The 17,475-nt window shown below is 66.8% G+C and carries 21 protein-coding genes and 1 CRISPR repeat array; of the genes, 14 read left to right on the forward strand and 7 right to left on the reverse strand.

Features of this window, described 5'->3' with window-relative positions:
* Positions 1 to 7: 7 nt before the first annotated feature.
* Positions 8 to 346 carry a hypothetical protein gene (locus HALNA_RS05295; RefSeq protein ID WP_049935350.1) on the reverse strand — a complete coding sequence of 113 codons (339 nt, stop codon included), beginning with the start codon at positions 344 to 346 and terminating at the stop codon, positions 8 to 10.
* 1 nt (position 347) lies between these two features.
* Entirely contained in the window at positions 348 to 617 is a 270-nt protein-coding gene (locus HALNA_RS05300) for a type IV toxin-antitoxin system AbiEi family antitoxin domain-containing protein (protein WP_245575999.1), read from the reverse strand.
* 414 nt (positions 618 to 1,031) lie between these two features.
* Between HALNA_RS05300 and HALNA_RS05305 the strand changes: the two genes are divergently transcribed.
* The 6 genes from HALNA_RS05305 (at position 1,032) to HALNA_RS05330 (ending at position 6,391) form a co-directional block, all read left to right on the forward strand.
* Positions 1,032 to 1,355, forward strand: a complete 324-nt coding sequence (locus tag HALNA_RS05305; RefSeq protein WP_049935352.1) for a hypothetical protein — start codon at positions 1,032 to 1,034, stop codon at positions 1,353 to 1,355.
* Positions 1,352 to 1,540, forward strand: coding sequence for a hypothetical protein (locus tag HALNA_RS05310; protein WP_049935353.1), 189 nt, complete (start codon positions 1,352 to 1,354; stop codon positions 1,538 to 1,540). The genes HALNA_RS05305 and HALNA_RS05310 overlap by 4 nt, the downstream gene beginning before the upstream one ends.
* Complete coding sequence (locus HALNA_RS05315; protein ID WP_049935354.1) at positions 1,537 to 2,595, forward strand: tyrosine-type recombinase/integrase; 1,059 nt, start codon at positions 1,537 to 1,539, stop codon at positions 2,593 to 2,595. The genes HALNA_RS05310 and HALNA_RS05315 overlap by 4 nt, the downstream gene beginning before the upstream one ends.
* 572 nt (positions 2,596 to 3,167) lie before the next feature.
* Positions 3,168 to 4,637: direct repeats of the CRISPR family, unit length 30 nt; unit sequence GTTACAGACGGACCCTTGTGGGGTTGAAGC.
* Positions 4,638 to 4,752: 115 nt separating this feature from the next.
* On the forward strand, positions 4,753 to 4,944 hold the full coding sequence (locus HALNA_RS05320; RefSeq protein WP_157573457.1) for a hypothetical protein: 192 nt from the start codon (positions 4,753 to 4,755) through the stop codon (positions 4,942 to 4,944).
* Positions 4,945 to 4,984: 40 nt separating this feature from the next.
* Positions 4,985 to 5,545, forward strand: a complete 561-nt coding sequence (locus HALNA_RS05325; protein ID WP_049935357.1) for a hypothetical protein — start codon at positions 4,985 to 4,987, stop codon at positions 5,543 to 5,545.
* Between the two features lie 33 nt (positions 5,546 to 5,578).
* Positions 5,579 to 6,391, forward strand: a complete 813-nt coding sequence (locus HALNA_RS05330) for an alpha/beta fold hydrolase (RefSeq protein WP_049935358.1) — start codon at positions 5,579 to 5,581, stop codon at positions 6,389 to 6,391.
* Here the strand turns inward: HALNA_RS05330 and HALNA_RS05335 are convergent, their stop codons facing one another.
* The gene (locus HALNA_RS05335) at positions 6,392 to 7,027 is read right to left on the reverse strand and encodes a hypothetical protein (RefSeq protein ID WP_157573458.1); all 636 of its coding nucleotides are present in this window, start codon (positions 7,025 to 7,027) and stop codon (positions 6,392 to 6,394) included. It abuts the gene before it with no gap.
* Between the two features lie 99 nt (positions 7,028 to 7,126).
* Here HALNA_RS05335 and HALNA_RS05340 point away from each other — a divergent pair, with 99 nt between their 5' ends.
* From HALNA_RS05340 to HALNA_RS05350, 3 genes are all read left to right on the forward strand, one after another.
* Complete coding sequence (locus HALNA_RS05340) at positions 7,127 to 8,152, forward strand: phosphotransferase family protein (RefSeq protein ID WP_049935361.1); 1,026 nt, start codon at positions 7,127 to 7,129, stop codon at positions 8,150 to 8,152.
* A complete protein-coding gene (gene eno, locus HALNA_RS05345) occupies positions 8,149 to 9,435 on the forward strand; it encodes a phosphopyruvate hydratase (protein ID WP_049935362.1) in 1,287 nt (428 codons plus the stop codon). The genes HALNA_RS05340 and eno overlap by 4 nt, the downstream gene beginning before the upstream one ends.
* A 215-nt stretch (positions 9,436 to 9,650) precedes the next feature.
* Positions 9,651 to 10,424 (forward strand): HFX_2341 family transcriptional regulator domain-containing protein, encoded by a 774-nt coding sequence (locus HALNA_RS05350; RefSeq protein WP_049935364.1) that lies wholly within the window; start codon positions 9,651 to 9,653, stop codon positions 10,422 to 10,424.
* Here HALNA_RS05350 and HALNA_RS05355 read toward each other — a convergent pair.
* Positions 10,421 to 10,768 carry a hypothetical protein gene (locus tag HALNA_RS05355; protein ID WP_049935365.1) on the reverse strand — a complete coding sequence of 116 codons (348 nt, stop codon included), beginning with the start codon at positions 10,766 to 10,768 and terminating at the stop codon, positions 10,421 to 10,423. The genes HALNA_RS05350 and HALNA_RS05355 overlap by 4 nt on opposite strands.
* Positions 10,769 to 10,791: 23 nt before the next feature.
* Complete coding sequence (locus tag HALNA_RS05360) at positions 10,792 to 12,456, reverse strand: histidine kinase N-terminal 7TM domain-containing protein (protein WP_049935366.1); 1,665 nt, start codon at positions 12,454 to 12,456, stop codon at positions 10,792 to 10,794.
* A gap of 156 nt (positions 12,457 to 12,612) precedes the next feature.
* Here HALNA_RS05360 and HALNA_RS05365 point away from each other — a divergent pair, with 156 nt between their 5' ends.
* The 4 genes from HALNA_RS05365 to HALNA_RS05385 all read left to right on the forward strand — a co-directional run bounded on the left by HALNA_RS05365 (position 12,613) and on the right by HALNA_RS05385 (position 15,959).
* Positions 12,613 to 12,807, forward strand: a complete 195-nt coding sequence (locus HALNA_RS05365; RefSeq protein ID WP_049935367.1) for a cold-shock protein — start codon at positions 12,613 to 12,615, stop codon at positions 12,805 to 12,807.
* Between the two features lie 139 nt (positions 12,808 to 12,946).
* The gene (locus HALNA_RS05370; RefSeq protein ID WP_049935369.1) at positions 12,947 to 14,515 is read left to right on the forward strand and encodes a hypothetical protein; all 1,569 of its coding nucleotides are present in this window, start codon (positions 12,947 to 12,949) and stop codon (positions 14,513 to 14,515) included.
* Positions 14,516 to 14,605: 90 nt separating this feature from the next.
* Positions 14,606 to 15,139 (forward strand): DUF7504 family protein, encoded by a 534-nt coding sequence (locus HALNA_RS21760; RefSeq protein ID WP_449404878.1) that lies wholly within the window; start codon positions 14,606 to 14,608, stop codon positions 15,137 to 15,139.
* 61 nt (positions 15,140 to 15,200) lie between these two features.
* Positions 15,201 to 15,959 (forward strand): SDR family NAD(P)-dependent oxidoreductase, encoded by a 759-nt coding sequence (locus HALNA_RS05385; protein ID WP_049935373.1) that lies wholly within the window; start codon positions 15,201 to 15,203, stop codon positions 15,957 to 15,959.
* A 48-nt stretch (positions 15,960 to 16,007) separates the two neighbouring features.
* On the opposite strand, the gene HALNA_RS05390 is transcribed toward HALNA_RS05385, so the two are convergent.
* Together HALNA_RS05390 and HALNA_RS05395 are read right to left on the reverse strand one after the other, a co-directional pair.
* Positions 16,008 to 16,247 carry a hypothetical protein gene (locus HALNA_RS05390; protein WP_049935374.1) on the reverse strand — a complete coding sequence of 80 codons (240 nt, stop codon included), beginning with the start codon at positions 16,245 to 16,247 and terminating at the stop codon, positions 16,008 to 16,010.
* Positions 16,244 to 17,071 (reverse strand): M48 family metallopeptidase, encoded by an 828-nt coding sequence (locus HALNA_RS05395; RefSeq protein WP_049935375.1) that lies wholly within the window; start codon positions 17,069 to 17,071, stop codon positions 16,244 to 16,246. The genes HALNA_RS05390 and HALNA_RS05395 overlap by 4 nt, the downstream gene beginning before the upstream one ends.
* A gap of 92 nt (positions 17,072 to 17,163) precedes the next feature.
* On the opposite strand from HALNA_RS05395, the gene HALNA_RS05400 reads away from it, so the two are divergent.
* Positions 17,164 to 17,463, forward strand: a complete 300-nt coding sequence (locus tag HALNA_RS05400; protein ID WP_049935376.1) for a DUF7518 family protein — start codon at positions 17,164 to 17,166, stop codon at positions 17,461 to 17,463.
* The last annotated feature ends 12 nt before the right edge of the window (positions 17,464 to 17,475 follow it).

Consider the following 17,475-nt stretch of genomic DNA (forward strand, 5'->3'; position numbering starts at 1 on the left):
CTGTTATTTATCCGAATCCAGCCCACCAACCTGGTCGAACCTTATCCGGCGGTCTCGTCCTTGGAGCCGGCCGTCGCAACTCTGCGTTCACTTCGCCCTCCAGATACAACTCACCCCACGTCGTGATCTCGTAGTGATTGTCTAGCTCTCTCCGCTCGTACACATCAACGAAGCCAGCCTCAACGAGCATCCAGCACCGCCGTTCGATCCACCGTCGTTTGTTCCGCATCCCCGCCTCGAGCGCGATCTCCCACGCGCTCGCCTTGGAAACGTCGGCAAGAAATTCGAGTATCCGATCATCGGTGAACTGCATCCAGCACCCGCTCCGGCGAATCACGTCGCTCATGCTACGCCTGAGCCTTCCCGTTCCCGTTTTCGCTCTTGTCGGTGAGTTCCTCAGCGTTCAGCTCTTCATCCAGGTAGGCTTGACCCTCTTGTGTGATCGTATAGACTCCGTTCGGTAGACGGTTGAGGAGGCCGTGGTCGGCGAGTTTGGAAAGCCGGCGAGAAATCTGAGCGTTGCTAATATGCACGTAGCCACTGTCTTCGGCTGTTTTTGGAGATATATGCCCCTCCGAACGGGCGAGTTCCAATAGACGGTCATCCCATAGTACCATCCACGGAGCGGATTTCCTCATTGATATTGTGCTAACACACTCGCCTCTCTTTTTCCATTGATTACTGTATTAGAATTGCACTACTAATCTAATAATGCGTCGTTACATTTATGCAGAGAAAGTGTGCAAGTGTTGGTGCGGACCGACGCGAGACTCTGTTGGCACTTTGTGAATCAGTTGGTGACGCGGGCGGTGGAACCAGCACCACCCGCGCTACGGTTCCGCGATCAGAACGATGATCGGAACCTCTGCGGGATCTACCTCCCGCACGACCGACGAGGTAACGCATTCAAATAGTCCTGACGACGGCAGTTGCACGTTCTGCACTGCCGACGCCGAGGGGTACGACGCTCGGGCCGAGGCTCCCTCCTGTCGCCGGTGTGCGGCCGCCCACTCTGCCGGAGGTGCATCGGAGTGATCGACACCGACGAACTCTCCGAGGAAGAGATCAGCGCCGTCGTCAACACCCGGATGTTTCAGAAGGCCCTCGCCTACCGGCGGCTCGCCGATGGGATCGGTGTCCTCGAGGATGAAGACCAAGTGTTCGAATCGCTCGTCACGTCGATCACGAAACAGCACACCTCGGTGACGACCGAAGCCTCTACGCGGGAGTTCTTCCGGCTGTTCCGCGAGGAAGTCGAGACGTTCACCGAGGAGCTGGCGGACGAGGAGCAAAACGGCGGCGATGCTGGCGATTTGCGCGATCTCGTCACCGAAGACGGGAGGGGTTCGCGGTGATCGACGCCGAGCCCTTCGCCTCTTTCGACAACGGAGTGGCGTGGTACTACGAGTCCGACGACGCCGACTCGGTACGCTACGAGGGTACTGTGGAGCTATATTCGGGGTGGGTTCGGCTCGTCGATCCGCTCGGTATCTCGACGTGGGTTCCGCGCGAGCGCGTTGAGCAGGTGCACGAACGATGAGCGACGGACCGACCGACCTTTCGCCCCGTGAGGCGGCGAAGCGGTATCTGGACCGGCGCCGTCGGGAGCTCACCGACGAGTCCGTGGACTCGTACTACTATCGGCTGAAACTCTGGTGGGAATGGTGTGAGCGGGAGGGGATCACCTCCGTCCAGAATCTGACCGGCTGGACGTTCGAGCTGTACGAAGGCTACCGCTCCGGACTCGGTGTCGCTACGAGTACGCTCCACGGGGAAATGGAGACGCTCCAGCAGCTCGTGGAGTACCTCGAGCGGATCGGCGCCGTGGAGGAAGGGCTCGCCGAGAAGGTGAACGTTCCCGAGGTGCCGGAAGACGAGAAGTCACGGGATACGAAGCTCGAGACGGGCCGGGCAATCGGCCTGATCAAACACTACCGGGAGAGCTCGGAACTCTACGGAACGCGGTTCCACGCGCTCCTCGAGCTGGCGTGGCACACGGCCGCCCGCTTGGGCGCGCTTCGCGCGCTTGATCTACGCGATTACCATCCCGGTGAGGGATTTGTGGAGTTCGTCCACCGAGCAGAGACGAGTACGCCACTCAAAAACAAGCTGAAAGGCGAGCGGACTGTCGCTCTCCGGGAGCCGGTCTGTGAGACGCTGAACGCGTACATCCGGCACCACCGTCGGGACGCACACGACGACGCCGGTCGTGAACCGCTGTTCGCCTCGTTTCAGGGGAACCGCCCATCTACGGGTACGCTTCGGACGTGGATGTACCGGGCCACTCAGCCATGTATGCGCGGCTCCTGCCCTCACGGGATGAATCCGGCCACCTGCGACTATCGATCTCATAATCAAGCGAGCCAGTGCCCGTCCGTCCGAGCACCTCACCACGTCCGGACTGGCTCGCTGACGTGGCACCGAGATCGTGGTGTCCCGAAGGAAGTCACCGCCGAGCGAGCGAACGCGTCCACTCGCGTGATCGACCGATACTACGACAAAGCGACTCAGCGCGAGCGGATGGAACTGCGCCGACGACCGCACCTGGACAAACTATCACTTGACGATGATATCGATTCGGAAACGGATGAGTAGCGTACGTCAGATGGTCGGATTTGCCGCCTGTTGCATCCCGGGCGGTCCCATTCATTTATTACGGAATTAGCCCCTGAGGCGCGCGTTCGGGGCTCTCGTACCACGATCCGCGAGCGGTCGCTGGAGGTGGTCGGGATGAACCGTGTCCTCGAGCTCAATCCACCGACTTGCTCTCTCTGCCCTCTCGAAAGGGAACAAATAATGACTGGTTGCCATGTGGCCCGAGCCGGTGAGGTGGTGACAGGAGAGCAAGACCTGGGTTAGACACCCTTCGGGGTCGACTGAGCTCCCCGTCCTTCCGTCGAGAATTGCGGCTCAATCAGCCTGGGATGTCGGCAGGTCGAACAAAATTTCACACCCCACTAAGCGAGCGCATACATTTGGGCATGGACGCATCACTCACGGCTCCAGCCGGACCTGAATGCGACTACATCGAAATATACGAATCCGATCGCCAGATCTGTGTGCCCTATCAGTCGACCCCCCCGGGGGTTCGGAGGTTACTGGAGGTCGACGGAAATTACTTGAGCCAGGCAGCAGATATTGGGTCTGTGTGCCCGAAATTGGGCATGGTTACAGACGGACCCTTGTGGGGTTGAAGCATCTCAGCGTTACAGATGGCGTAGGCTCGCGACTCGGTTACAGACGGACCCTTGTGGGGTTGAAGCACCTAGCCTAATCAGTCTAATGCAATATGCACGTTCGTTACAGACGGACCCTTGTGGGGTTGAAGCTCGGTTCGAGATCGTGACGACAGCGCCCACGCGTGCGTTACAGACGGACCCTTGTGGGGTTGAAGCGACGAGTCCTGCGACGGCAAGGCGATCCCCGACAGCGTTACAGACGGACCCTTGTGGGGTTGAAGCTTTGGCGACAACACGACGGTGAGGCGGTCCGATGAGTTACAGACGGACCCTTGTGGGGTTGAAGCTTCTAACCAATCATCTACGTCGGCTTCCCGCCAAGTTACAGACGGACCCTTGTGGGGTTGAAGCGAGGTAAAGTCGACGGTGAAGGCGTACGAGGGAGAGTTACAGACGGACCCTTGTGGGGTTGAAGCGTCGAGGAGGTCGTCCGCTTCCTGCGGCAGTGGCACGGTTACAGACGGACCCTTGTGGGGTTGAAGCATCACGACATTGGCTGTGTAGACCGACGCGTCGGTTACAGACGGACCCTTGTGGGGTTGAAGCGCGACGGGCGCCACTATCGGATTCGCGTCCCGGAGGGGTTACAGACGGACCCTTGTGGGGTTGAAGCCGACCGCGAGTGGTGGGGGCAACTCCCGCGCTGGTGTTACAGACGGACCCTTGTGGGGTTGAAGCCGGTCACGTCGACCCTCCTCCGAGCGTCGACTGATTGTTACAGACGGACCCTTGTGGGGTTGAAGCCGCACGAAGTCGGGCGCGCCGATCTCCTCCCAGAGCGTTACAGACGGACCCTTGTGGGGTTGAAGCCGTCTTCGACTGGTGCTCGCGTAGGTTGAACTCCTCGTTACAGACGGACCCTTGTGGGGTTGAAGCAATCAGTTCGACGACGCGGTCCGCGTCGCCTTCGAGTTACAGACGGACCCTTGTGGGGTTGAAGCTCCGCGATGAGGATGTCCATGTCGTCGTACCCCTCGGTTACAGACGGACCCTTGTGGGGTTGAAGCGGTGTCGAGTCGTTGGGAGCCGTATCGTAGCCGTTGTTACAGACGGACCCTTGTGGGGTTGAAGCAGGACGCGATGAGCGATGGGGAACTCCCGTTTGACGTTACAGACGGACCCTTGTGGGGTTGAAGCACCCGGTTGTCGAGGTTTTCGAGGAACGCTCGAATCGTTACAGACGGACCCTTGTGGGGTTGAAGCGTCGGCACGAATCCCGAGTACGCGGATGTCCCAGCGTTACAGACGGACCCTTGTGGGGTTGAAGCGGCCTCGGCGCGCTGGCGGAGGTAGTCCTCGATATCGTTACAGACGGACCCTTGTGGGGTTGAAGCACGCTCGTCGAGCCACTCCATCACCTTCGCGCGGGTTACAGACGGACCCTTGTGGGGTTGAAGCAGCGTCTCGCCGAAGCCGATCACGAGATCAAGTCCGGTTGCAGATGGACCCCGTCTCGATCCGGGTGGTCGACGCGGAAGACAAGTGCTTTCTTCGCCTGCCCCGAGGTTGGGTCATGCGCCTCCGCTCGTTGCTCGAACGGATTCCGTGGTGGGGGTACGGCGCCGTCGGCGTTCTGTATCTTTCCCTCCTTGCCGTTCGGCTGTTCGAGGGGTCGTTGCTCTCTACACCCGGACTGATCGTTCGGCTCTTGCTCGGCTGGTGGCTCGTCCTCGTGGGCTACCTGAAATACTACGGCTACGTCTGATCGAAAACGATTATGTACCCGTCCGTCGAGTCGGGAACCGATGCCCTCCAGTCGATTGCCCACCCTCCTCGTGAGCGTCGTCGCCGCGTGTTCGCTCGCCGGCGTCGCCGCCGCACAGCCGGAGATGGGGTCCGAATTCGGTCTCGCCGCGCGTACCGCCCTCCGATTCGTCGTCGTCCTCGCGATCAACCTCGTTCTCGGCGGGGCGTTGCTCCTCCTCGCGCCGGCGTACGCCCGGCGGATGGTGGCCGCCATCCGCGAGGACACCGGCGGCGCCTTCCTCTGGGGCCTGCTCGTCGGCATCGCCGTCCCCATCGCGCTCGTGTTGATCGCCATCACGATCATCGGTCTGGTACTCACGATTCCGGGCCTGATCGTGCTGTTTTTTCTCGGCTTGATCGGTAACGCGGTCACCGTCTGCTGGGTCGGCGGACGCCTGACCGGGCGCGACGACCCCGATGGGGTCGCCGTCGGCACCGGCGCCGTGGCCCTCGCCGTGGTGGGTGCCGTCCCCATTCTGGGGAACCTCGTGACGACGCTGCTCGGCTTCTTCGGCCTCGGCGTCGTCGGGCGTGATCTCTACCGCTCCTGGCAGGACTAGGATGTTTTAGTCACCCGCCCACGACCCGGCCGTATGCGATCACGAACGGTCACCGGCGGCGGTGGGGTCGAGATTCACGTCGAGGAGCACGGGCCGCGGGACGCCCACCCGATCCTCCTGATCCACGGCTTCTCGCAGTCCCGTCTCGCGTGGACGCCCCAGTTCGAGTCGACACTCGCCGACGACTACCGCCTCGTCGCCATGGACTGTCGGGGCCACGGGTCGTCGGGGACGCCGGCCGACCCGGACGCCTACCGCGATTCGGCCCTCTGGGCCGACGACGTGCGCGCCGTCGTAGAGGGGTTGGACGCCCCCACCCTCGTCGGCTGGTCGTATGGCGGCCTCGTCGTCTCGGATTACCTCGCCACCCACGGCGACGACGCGGTTTCGGGCGTCGTCCTCGTCGACGGTATCACGGAGAAGGGGACCGCCGACGCCGATCGGTTCGCGGGCGAGCGGTTCGTCGCCCTCGATCCGGGCTTCCGGTCGACCGACGCCGCGGAGAGCGTCGCCGCCCTCGACGCCTTCGTCGACCTCTGTGTCGCGTGTGCTCTCGACGACGCGGATCGGTACCGGATGCTCGGCTACAACGTCGCCGTCCCGCCGTTCGTCCGCGCGGCGATGCAGGACCGGACGGTCGAACACGAGACGGCCCTGGCCGCAATCGAGACGACGGTCCTGTTGCTTCACGGCACGGCCGACGCTGTAGTCCGACCGGCCGCGGCACGAAAGCACGCCGACCTGTTCCCGAACGCGACGCTCGAACTGTACGATGGCGTCGGTCACTCGCCGTTTTTCGAGACACCGGATCGATTCGAGGCGGACCTGCGCGCGTTCGTCGAGTAGTCACTCCGTCGCCCGCAGGCCGGGGTGACCGTCGACGACGGCGGCACCCAGGTCCCGAGCGTCGGCGGGGTAGAACGACTCGAACGCGGCGACGAACTCACGGGCGCGTTCGCGGGGCGCCCCCCGCGGCACGGCTTCGAGGACCGACTCGCCGTCCACGAGCAGGCGGAGTCGTGGTTCGGGATCGGTCGGTGGCGTCGTCTCGACGCGCAGGTCGTCCTCGGTCCGGTCGAAGCCCGCCCCGGCCGTCGACGGGGTGTGTGTCCACGCGGACGGCAGATCGACGCCCGCACTCAGATCGGCCAGAAACGTCGCGAACACCTCCTCACAGCCCTGGCAGAGCGGGTACGTCCCCTGCGAGACGACGCGGTCGTCGACGACGCTCGCGAGGTCGACCCGTCCCGTCTCGTCGGCGGTTCGATCACAGAAACTACAGGCGTCGGCGTCCGGGTCCCGTGGCTGCCAGTGTCGAGTCAGGTCGACCACGTCCGGCCGACAGCCGTCACAGACGAACGTCGTGTCGGGGAGTGTCACGTCCGGATCGACCCGCTGGCGCATCCGAATCCGGCCGTGGCGACGGTCGGGCGACCGCCGAAAGTGGCTCCCGCAGGCGTGACAGCGTCTGATTGGACGCATACCCACGACTCGCGCTCTGACGAGCATAACCGTTTCCCGGCCCGTCGGACGGGCGTCGGACGGGAACCGTGAAGTAGGCGCGCGGAGTCGGGCGAGACGATGACCGAATCCACCTTCACACCGGAGGCGGCAATCGCCCACCTCCGGGCACGAGGTGTCGTCCCGCCCGACGCAGACGCGACCGCCCGATCGCTCGGCGGCGGCGTCTCGAATCACGTCCATCAGGTCACCTGGGACGACGACTGCCTCGTCGTGAAGCGTCCGCTCCCGAACCTCGCCGTCGACGACGACTGGCCGGCCGATGTGGACCGCGTCCACAACGAAGCCGCGGCCATCCGTACCTACGGCGCCGTCCTCGACGACGCGGGCGTCGCGGCGCGTGTCCCCCGAGTCGTCAGCGAGACGGGCGACCCGGACCACGTCGTCGCCATCGAGTGTGCACCCGACGGGGCGGGAATGTGGAAGGCCGAACTGCTCGACGGCCGCGTCGACGCCGGCGTTGCGGCCGTCGTCGGCGAGGTACTCGGTGTCGTCCACGACGCCACGGCGACCGACGACGCGGTCCGGGAGCGCTTCGCCAGCAAGCGCCCTTTCGACCAGTTGCGCGTCGACCCCTACCACCGAACGACTGCGGAGCGCAACCCGGACGTGGCCGACGCCATCCACGACGAAATCCGGCGTCTGCTGGACACCTCGCGGACGCTCGTCCACGGCGACTACAGTCCGAAGAACGTCCTCGTCGACCGGGCAAACGGCACGACGCCGTGGATTCTCGACTTCGAGGTGGCCCACTGGGGCGACCCGGCCTTCGACACCGCGTTCATGCTCAACCACCTGTATATCAAGTCCATCCACAACCACGCACAGCACGACGCCTACGCGGACGCCGCCGACCGGTTCTGGACGGCCTACGACGCCGCCGTCGGCTGGGACATCGAGCGCGAGACGGTCGCCGAACTCGCCGTCCTGATGCTCGCACGCGTCGACGGCAAGTCGCCCGTCGAGTACGTCGACGGGACGGTTGCGAACGCCCTCCGCCGCGTCGCCAAACGCACCCTCCGTGGCGACGCCGAGACCCTGGCCGCGTTCGCGGGCCTCGCCCGCGAGGAGGCCGCGGCGCTATGAGGATCGACGCCGTCGACGCTTGGGAAGTCCTGGACTCGCGGGGCGACCCCACGGTCCGGGTTCGCGTGGATGCGGGCGACGCGAGCGGCACGTTCACCGTCCCCGCCGGGGCCAGTACGGGCGCTCACGAGGCGGTCGAGCGCCGCGACGGCGGCGACCGCTACGGCGGGCGGGGCGTGCGCGACGCCTGTGTGGCCGTCCGAAACGACCTCGCGTCCGCTGTCGAGGGGCGGCCGGTGACCGATCAGGAAGGGATCGACGCGGCCCTCGTCGACCGCGACGGCACCGACGACCTCTCGACCCTCGGCGCCAACGCCGTCCTCGGGGTTTCGGGGGCTGTCGCTCACGCCGCCGCGGACGCGACGGGTCGCCCGCTCTACGAGGTGCTCGCGCCCGATTCGGGGTCGGGCGACCTGCCGATGCCCATGATCAACGTCCTGAGTGGCGGCCTCCACGCCGCGGCCGATCTGCCGATCCAGGACTTCCTCGCCGTGCCCGTCGGCGCCGGGACGTACCCCGACGCCCTCGAAACCGTGTGGGAGGTGCGGCGGGCGGCCGGCGCGCGCATCGGCGCGGAACGGCGTTCCGGGGGCGACCACCCGCCCGCCGTCGCCGACGAGGGAGGCTTCGTCCCGCCCGTCGCCGACGCGGACGCGGCCTTCGAGTTGCTGGTCGGCGCCATCCGCGACGCGGGCTACGACCCCGGCGACGAGGTCGCCATCGCCGTCGACGTGGCGGCGACCCATTTCTACGACGCCGACGCCGACGGGTACGCGCTCGCCGGCGAGACGCTCGACCGGGCGGCGATGATCGACCGCGTCGTCGGCTGGATCGACGACTACCCCGTCCGCTCGGTCGAGGACCCCCTCGCGGAGGACGACTGGGCGGGCTGGGAACGGCTGGCCGACCGCGTCGGCGACCGGGTGCAGTTGCTCGGCGACGATCTGCTGGCGACGAACGCCGACCGGCTGGACCGAGCCGTCGCGTCGGGCGCCGCCAACGCCGCCCTCGTCAAGCCGAATCAGGCGGGGACGATCACGCGTACGCGTCGCGTCCTCGAGGCGGCTCAGGACGCGGACTGGGCGCCCGTCGTCTCCGCGCGCTCCGGCGAGACCTGCGACTGGACCATCGCGGATCTGGCCGTCGCCCTCGACGCCGGACAGATCAAGATCGGCTCGCTCGCCCGGTCGGAACGCCTCGCGAAGTACAACCGCTTGCTCGGCATCGACCGCGCCTCAGACGGCGGGTTCGCCGGTGAGGCGGCGCTGGCGCCGCGCGAGTAACCCTCCGCGACGGCTTCCGGGGACGCCACGGCTCGACGCCCCCCAAGGGGTCGCGCCCGCGGACGCGACCGAGACACCCCGCCGTCGAGCCGCGGCGCCCGTGCCGTCCGCCGCGGACACCGTACACAGGCCCACGACCCGGTGGAAATTGAGTGCTTTGGCGTTACTCTCGTTACGACCAATACTTACACGTGGCCGCCGCGTGATCGGCGGCTATGAACGTCGCCGAGCGCGTCCACGTGATGCCGCTGGGGTTCGAGCACGACCGGATCGTCGAGCCGGCCGTCGAGTACCGCGCGGATCGGGTGATCCTCTTGGACTGGATCGCGGACGATATCGACCGCCCGTCGTACCACGACGACGTGTTCGCCGATCTGTCGGCGGCGGGCATCGACACGGAGCGGCGGGACTGCCGGCTGTTCGATCTCTATGACTCCATCGGGGTCATCGCCGACATCGTGACCGCGGAGGCGACGCCGGACGACGACGCCGACGTCGCCAACGAGGTGTACGTGAATCTCGCGACCGGGAGTAAGATCACCGCCATCGGCGGGATGATCGCCTGCATGGTGACCGGCGCCGCCAGCCCCTACTACGTCCGGGCCGAACGCTACGCGTCGGGGGCGGAGCCGGTCGGCTACGGGATGGAACTCGCCATCGATCTGCCGACGTATCCGATGGACTGCCCGGACCGCCAACAGGTCGCCGTTCTCGACCGGGTGGTCGAAGCCGGACCACAGTCGAAAAAGGGGCTGATCCGCTTCGGCGCCGACCGCGACCTTCCATTCATCCGCGACTGTGACCGTCCGTTCGACGCCGCGGGCAAGCCGACCAAGCAGTCCTACGCGCGGCTCCGCCGACACGTCGTCGATCCGCTCGCCGACCGCGGGTTCGTCGCCGTCGAGTCCGTCGGCACGACGCGCCAGGTTCGGGCGACCGAAGCCGGCCGGAACGCCCGTACGGCCTTCGCGTTCCTACTCGACGGCTAGAGCTCGTCGAGCAACGCGTCGAACCGGTCGTCGTCGTCGAGCGCCGTGACCAGCGTCGACGTGTCGAGTCCCGGTTCGTATTCGGGGCGCCCCTTTCCGACGGGGGAGTCGCTCCCGTCCGTCGCCATCCGCACCAGATCGTCGGCTTCGAGCTCGTTGAGCGCGCGCGTGGTCGCCGCTTCGGAGACGGACCCCACCACGTCGGCGTCGACGGCGTCGACGTGTCGGGAGCAGGCGCGGGCGATTTCGCCCGCGTGCGCGGGAGTGTTTCCGTCCGCCGCGAGCCGGGCGATGCTGATCAGCGCGAGTCGCTGTGTGAGCGTCGTCGAGTCGAGGTCGGCCATACGTGTCGTACGACCCCCGATCCTCAAAATCGTACCCCATTGTCCTCGACGGTGGGCGTCGCCCACGAGACGACGAGTCGGACCCCGTCCCGGTAGTCGGGATCGACCGTCGCGTGCCAGCCGTGGACCTGCGCGAGCGTCCTGACCATCGGGAGCGCCGTCCCGGTCGTCGTGTTCGCCACCGCGTCGCCGTAGTCGAAGTAGCGCTCGGGATCGCCCGTTATCGGGTCGCCGTCGCCCGTGATCGTGACGCCGCCGTCCCGGTGTTCGACGACCACCCGTGACGCCCCGTTGTCGAGGACGAATTCGAACGCGCGCGCGGACAGGAGTTCGAGCCGGGCGCCGTCGGCCTCGACCGTCCCGTCGCCGTCGACGGTGAGGGTGGCACCGCGGCCGTCGGCGTCGGCCGTGGGCCAGGCCGCCCACACCGTCTCGCGGACGCCCACGGGCTCGGTATCGGTCATCGTCCGCCCGTACTGTGCCAGCGTCGCGAAGTCGTTCATGAGGCGCGTGGTCCGGTCGGTCGTCTCGGTCGCCGTTCGGAGGGCGTCACGGGCGTCGGCCACGTTTCCATCCTCCAACTGCGCCATTGCCCACCGGACGTTGCCCCGGACGATCGTCACGGCGTTGCGGAGTTCGTGGCGCATCCCTTCGGAGAGGTCCTCGAGTTGCCGGTTGTGCCGTTCGAGTTCCCGGCGCTGGCGCTCGATCCGCGTCACGTCGGAGAAGACGACGATGCGCCCGAGCGAGCCCTGTCTGACGTCGAACGCCTTCTCGCTCACCACGTAGTGACGGCGTTCGCTCCCCCCGCCCGCGCCGTCGACATCGAGGCTGACCACGTCGCCCTCGGTGTCGAGCGCCGCGGCCAGCGCCGGCACCGCGTCGACCGGATCGCCGACCGCGCCGTCGAGGGCGGGAAAGAGGCGCCGCGCCGCGTGGTTGTACTCGCGAATCCGCCGGCCATCGTCGAGAAACACCGTCGGTCCCTGGACGCCATCGGTGAGTTGGACGGCGAAGAAGCGATCCTCGTAGACGAAAAGGACGCCGAGGGTAAAGGCCGCCACGCCGAGGGGAGCGTGGATCATATCGAGTAGGAGCGGCGTCGCGTAGCCGACGATGTCGAGCACGACCGGGAGGCCGGCGAGGCCCACTAGGCCCGCGAGGGGCGTCGCGTCGTACTCCGATTCGGCGAACGCCTCGAAGAGCGCGAACATCCCGATGCCGGCGAGCAGGTAGGAGATGCCGGTGACGATCCAGTGGAACAGCCCCTGCCGGATCGCCAGGTGTGGGAACGGCGCGGCGACGACGGCAGTGGTGAAATAGAGGTTGTGAAACGGGTTGGTGACCTTCACAGCGACGACGGCGAGATAGAGGACGACCGCGGCGCGCCGGTACGCGGGCCGTCGGTGGTACGTCCGCCCGGTGTACGCGGAGCAGAAGTAGAGCCAGGCGAAGACCGTGCTGAACCCGAGTATCAGCCCGCCGAGATACACCGCCGTCTTCAACTCGATCGAGGGGACGACTAGGAGGACGGCGTGGCTGATGGCCCAGCCTCCGCTCGTCGCGAGGAGCGCGATCAATCCGTTGCGGGTGTCGTCGTCCTCGATTCGACGGCCGTAGACGGCGCCAACGGTACAGACGGTGCCCGCGATCGCGAACAGGAGCCCGTACGCGATGGCGGGAGCCACTCCAACTACGAACACGTGTCCCCGGCCTATCCGGCGGGCACTAACTAATGCTTCGGTTGCTCCGGGCGCCCGGTTCGGCGTTCGTGGGTGCGAGTTGTCCGGGGCGAAAGCTATGACGGAAGCCTTATCCCTCGGCGGGGGCTCTATTCGATTGCAATGGCAACTGGTACGGTTGATTTCTTCAACGACACTGGCGGTTACGGCTTTATCGAGACTGAGGACGCGGACGACGACGTGTTCTTCCACATGGAAGACGTGGGCGGCCCGGACCTCGAAGAAGGACAGGAACTCGAATTCGAAATCGAGGACTCCCCCAAGGGTCCGCGCGCGACGAACGTCGTCCGCCTCTAAGGCGTCGACCGTTTCTCGTTCGTAATTCGATTTTTCCCGGACGCAACGTCCCCGAGCGACGGCGCCGCGTCGATTCTCACCGCTGAGAACGAAGCCCACACGTTGAAACCCTGTGACCCCGAAGAGTCGGCCACCGTTCATGGGATCGCTCGCCGTCCGTCTCGTCCTCTCGGCGCTGCTCGTCGCCACGGTGGTACCGACGGGTACCGCCGCGGCGTCGCCCTCGATTACTCTGACAGTCGAGGGCACGACGGTGGCCAACGGCGAGTCGACGCTGGTCGAAACCGACCCCGACGTTCGCGTGCGCGTCGACGCCGCCGACCCCATCCGGGTGGTCGCCGTCCGTCTCGACGGGACGACCGTCCACCGGGCCACGCCGAACACCACGTCGTTCGACGCCTCGCTCGACCTCACCGTGACGAGCGGCGACCACACCCTCACGGTCGTCGCCGAGACTGAGACGGTCACGACCCACGAGGTGACGGTGACGAAAGACGCCGAGCGGCCGTACGTCCGCTATACGGCGCCGTTCGAGACCGACCAGTACGCGCCGCCGCCGGAGACGGCGACGGTGAACCGCTCCCGGGTCGTCCTCCGGGGTAACTTCACCGACGTGACCGGCGTCACGCATCTCCGCATCAGACGCACGACGACGTACGATGTCGGCGGCCTGACCCGTAACGACACGGAGATTTACACTCAGGGGGAGCTCAACGGCTCGTTCGCCCAGCCCATCTTCCTCGGCCTCGGCCGGAACACGATCACGGCCCGGTACTACGACGGCCTGGGCCACCAGCGAGTGCACAACTTCTCGGTCGTCGTCGAGGACACCGCACCCCCGACGCTGTCGAACCTCTCGGCGGTCCGGCAGTCGCCCACGTCGCTTCGCATCGCTGGCGTCGCGACCGACAACGGACAACTCCGGAACGTCTCGATACGCCCCCGAAATCGGTCCCGAACCGGGAACCGCTCTAGCGTGGCGGTTCCGATCGCCCCGTGGAGCGAGAAGCCGGACCGTGACCGTCTACGACACCGGTTCGCCCGGAACCTGTCGCTGTACACCGGCGTGACGGCCGTCGTCGTCTCGGCGAGCGACACCGCCGGCAACACCGTCGAGCGGGTGGTGACCGTCCGGCGGACGGTCGCGCCCGACCTCCGTCTCGACCCCACGGGAACGCGCTTCGTGACCGAGGGGACGGTCGTCGTCCGGGGGCGCGCGACCGACGGCGAAATCGTCTCGGTGAGCGTCGAGACGGTCGATCCCGACACCGGCGAGGTGGTCGACATCGCCACCGTCCACGGCGGCGAGACGGTGACCGACCTCTCCTTCGAGCGCCGCCTCGACGCCCCCGACGGGCGGCACGCGACGATCCGCCTGCGCGTCGTCGACAGTGCGGGGACCGAACACGTCCGTACGGTCGACCGGCAGTTGACGGTCGAGACGGCGACGGCTACGCCGACGACGGCCCCGACCCCGACGGCGACGCCCGCGCCGACGGCGACGCCCGCGCCGACGGCGACGCCGGCCCCGGCCCCGGAGTCGGGGGGGCTGACGATCCCCATAATCGGGGTTACGGTGTCGATTCCGTCGGTTCTCGGCACTTCGATCCCGGTGCCAGTCCCCTTCGTCGGCCCGTTCGACGTGCCGGTCGTTCCGGTCGCGGGACTCGCCGTCGTCGGCCTCGGGGCCGTCGCCCGGGCGCGTTGACGTCGACCGCCACAGGGATTAATTGTCGCGATCGTATACGTTTGACGAGGTGATGACATCGCCACCGCCCGCCCCGTCAGCACGCTCTACCTGACAGACACGGCCACGACGGTCGACGCCGACCAGTGTGTCCGCGCCGCGCCGTCGCCGTCCGGGTCGGCGCCGCTCGTCGTCGCCTTCGAGGGGTCGCCCGCCCGGTGGCTGGACGCGTGGCGGACCGCCGTCGACGACCCCTCCCGAGCGACGTTTCTCGTCGCCGACGCCGCCGAGTGGCTCGCCGGCAACCCGAAAGAACGGATCGAGTCGATGGCCGCCCCCGACACCACCGTCCGGACTCCGGTCGTCGACTCGCCCGGCAACCTCACCGACCTCGGCGTCACCCTGCTGGACGCGCTGGAGGCACACGACGCGGCCGACGCGCGGACCATCCTCTGTTGCCAGTCGCTGACGGTCCTGTTGCAGTATTCGGCGACCGACGAGGTGTTCCAGTTCCTCCACACCCTCGACGGCCACCTCGACCGCTTCGACGCGACGGGTCATTTCCACCTCCACGCGGACGCCCACGACGCGGAGACGGTCGCCACGCTGTCGCCGCTGTTCGATCGGGTGCGCAACGACGACTGACCACGCCGCCGCGCATCGCTCCCGTCGACATCATTATTTTGCCGGCCTCTCTGCCTGTGCTATGGTATCGGATACCTCTCTCGACGGAACGGTGTCACTGGTCACTGGAGCGGGCGGCGCCATCGGCGGCGGCATCGCGAAACACCTCGCCGCCGCGGGAAGCGACGTGGTGTTGGCGGTCCACAACGACGAGGACGTCGCCGACGAGATCAGGGCTCTCGGCAGCCGAGCGCATACGGTTGCGGTCGACGTCAGCGACGCCGAGAGCGTCGACGCGCTGATCGAGGAGACGGTCGCGGAGTTCGGTCGGCTCGACGTGGTCGTGAACAACGCCGGCACCCTCACCGTCGGCTCCGTCAAGGATCTCGACGAGAGCGACTGGGACCGCGTCATGGACGTGAACGCGAAGGGGACCTTTCTGGTCTCACAGGCGGCCATCCCGCACCTCCGAGAGACGGCGGGGACGATCATCAACGTCTCCTCCATCTCGGGGATGATCGCCGCGCCGGAGCACAGCCACTACGGCGCGTCGAAACACGCCGTTAACGGACTCACGAAGTCGCTGGCGATCGAACTCGCATCCGACGACATCACGGTCAACGCGCTCTGTCCCGGCATCGTCCCCTCGAAGATGTGGACCGAGGTGCTGGCACCGCACAAGGAGGAGTCGTACGAGGAGACAGTCGAGCGACTGATCCCGCTCGGGCGGGACCAGAGCCCCGAGGACATGGGCGAGGCAGCCGTCTACCTGGCGACGAGCGACAACGTCACCGGCGAGGAACTCACCGTCGACGGCGGTATCGTTCGGGATATCGTGTAGGCTCCGCGCGGCCGCGCGTTCCGGACGGATCGGCGGCGCCGCCGTCGCTCACCCGAGCCCGAGCGCCGCGTAGCCGAAGTACCCTCCGGCTGCGACGAGGCCGACGCCGAGGGCCTGCACGAGTCGACGCCAGCGGTCGGGGACGGCGTCGGTGCCGTACTCGCCGTCGCGGCCGGGTGGTCGGCGACCGGCGGTCTGGACACGGACGACGGCCCCGGGGGCGGCGAGGCAGACGGCCCCGAGCAGGAGGCCGAGAACGGCGGCCAGCAGCGTCCGGGCGTCGGTCATCGACTCCGGAGGCGTTCGATCCGCTTCTCGACCGGCGGGTGTGTCGACAGGAGGCTGGCGAGCCCGCCACGGTTATCGAAGATACAGAGTGCAGCGGTCTGCGAGTCGATCCGGCCCTCCCGACCCTGGGCACCCCGGCTGATCTTCTCGAGTGCGCGGGCGAGGGGTTCGCCGCTCCCGATGGCCTCGGCGGCGTCGCCGTCGGCGACGTACTCGCGGTACCGCGAGATGGCGAAGACAAAGAGCATCACCAGCATCTGGGTGAGTTGGCCGACGACGATGGCGAGAAAGAAGTCGGCGATGTCGTTGTCACCGGTGAGGAGGACGGCCCACTGGGCGACGATGGCGACGATGGAGGCGACTCCCTGACCGAGCACCATCATCACCACGTCGCGGTTGCGGATGTGGGCGAGTTCGTGGGCCAGGACGCCCTCCACCTCGTCGGTGTCGAGTGTCCGCAGGAGCTCCTCGCTGACGACGACGGTTCCCGCGCCCTTGCGCCCGATGGCGAAGGCGTTGGGGACGCCCATGCTCGCGATCATGAGGCGGGGTTTGTCGATGCCCATGTCCCGCGAGAGCGATTCGACGCGGCGGTGTAGGTCGGGGGCGCGCTCCTCCAGGAGGTCCTCGGCGCCGACGCTTCGAAGCGCCATCCACTTGCCGAGTTTGTACTGGACGCCGACGAAGAGGACGCTCCCGACGATCACCAGCGGGAGCACGTCGGTTCCGAACATCCCCATGACGACGGCTGCGGCGACCGCGTAGAAGGCGAACAGGATCGATCCGACGACCGCCATCCGGGCTTTGAGTCCGAGGTGGCGCATGGGTGTGTCTCCGGCGTCGAGGCACTAATGGTCGGCGGTCGAGACCGAATGTCTGACGTAGCTTTATACGTCCGGGGCGACCCTGTTTGTCCATGAGCAACAGGGTGGAGGAGCTCGAATCCCAGGTCGCGGAGCTGCAGGCCGCCGTCGACGGCCTCACCGAGGAACTCGTCGAGACGCGGGAACGCCTCCGACAACTAGAGGAAGGGGAGGGCGTCGACAACTCGCGGACTCCCGGGCGCCGCGACTCGCCACACGCCGACGTCGAACACGCCGACTCGGAGCCCGCCCCCGAGACGGAGACGGCAGACGAGACGGAGGCGGAGACCGAGACCGAGGCGGAAGACGACGACGGCTCCGACTCCGACGGGAACGACATCATCGTCGCCTGATCGGGGTCACCG

It is taken from the genome of Haloplanus natans DSM 17983 (assembly GCF_000427685.1).
Classification (GTDB): Archaea; Halobacteriota; Halobacteria; order Halobacteriales; family Haloferacaceae; genus Haloplanus; species Haloplanus natans.

Excerpts from the sequence above, each read along its gene's own strand:
- HALNA_RS05295 (WP_049935350.1), bottom strand. The coding sequence starts at position 346 with ATGAGCGACGTGATTCGCCGGAGCGGGTGCTGGATGCAGTTCACCGAT.
- HALNA_RS05300 (WP_245575999.1), bottom strand. The coding sequence starts at position 617 with ATGGTACTATGGGATGACCGTCTATTGGAACTCGCCCGTTCGGAGGGG.
- HALNA_RS05315 (WP_049935354.1), top strand. The coding sequence starts at position 1,537 with ATGAGCGACGGACCGACCGACCTTTCGCCCCGTGAGGCGGCGAAGCGG.
- HALNA_RS05320 (WP_157573457.1), top strand. The coding sequence starts at position 4,753 with ATGCGCCTCCGCTCGTTGCTCGAACGGATTCCGTGGTGGGGGTACGGC.
- HALNA_RS05325 (WP_049935357.1), top strand. The coding sequence starts at position 4,985 with ATGCCCTCCAGTCGATTGCCCACCCTCCTCGTGAGCGTCGTCGCCGCG.
- HALNA_RS05330 (WP_049935358.1), top strand. The coding sequence starts at position 5,579 with ATGCGATCACGAACGGTCACCGGCGGCGGTGGGGTCGAGATTCACGTC.
- HALNA_RS05335 (WP_157573458.1), bottom strand. The coding sequence starts at position 7,027 with ATGCGTCCAATCAGACGCTGTCACGCCTGCGGGAGCCACTTTCGGCGG.
- HALNA_RS05340 (WP_049935361.1), top strand. The coding sequence starts at position 7,127 with ATGACCGAATCCACCTTCACACCGGAGGCGGCAATCGCCCACCTCCGG.
- eno (WP_049935362.1), top strand. The coding sequence starts at position 8,149 with ATGAGGATCGACGCCGTCGACGCTTGGGAAGTCCTGGACTCGCGGGGC.
- HALNA_RS05350 (WP_049935364.1), top strand. The coding sequence starts at position 9,651 with ATGAACGTCGCCGAGCGCGTCCACGTGATGCCGCTGGGGTTCGAGCAC.
- HALNA_RS05355 (WP_049935365.1), bottom strand. The coding sequence starts at position 10,768 with ATGGCCGACCTCGACTCGACGACGCTCACACAGCGACTCGCGCTGATC.
- HALNA_RS05365 (WP_049935367.1), top strand. The coding sequence starts at position 12,613 with ATGGCAACTGGTACGGTTGATTTCTTCAACGACACTGGCGGTTACGGC.
- HALNA_RS05370 (WP_049935369.1), top strand. The coding sequence starts at position 12,947 with ATGGGATCGCTCGCCGTCCGTCTCGTCCTCTCGGCGCTGCTCGTCGCC.
- HALNA_RS05385 (WP_049935373.1), top strand. The coding sequence starts at position 15,201 with ATGGTATCGGATACCTCTCTCGACGGAACGGTGTCACTGGTCACTGGA.
- HALNA_RS05390 (WP_049935374.1), bottom strand. The coding sequence starts at position 16,247 with ATGACCGACGCCCGGACGCTGCTGGCCGCCGTTCTCGGCCTCCTGCTC.
- HALNA_RS05395 (WP_049935375.1), bottom strand. The coding sequence starts at position 17,071 with ATGCGCCACCTCGGACTCAAAGCCCGGATGGCGGTCGTCGGATCGATC.
- HALNA_RS05400 (WP_049935376.1), top strand. The coding sequence starts at position 17,164 with ATGAGCAACAGGGTGGAGGAGCTCGAATCCCAGGTCGCGGAGCTGCAG.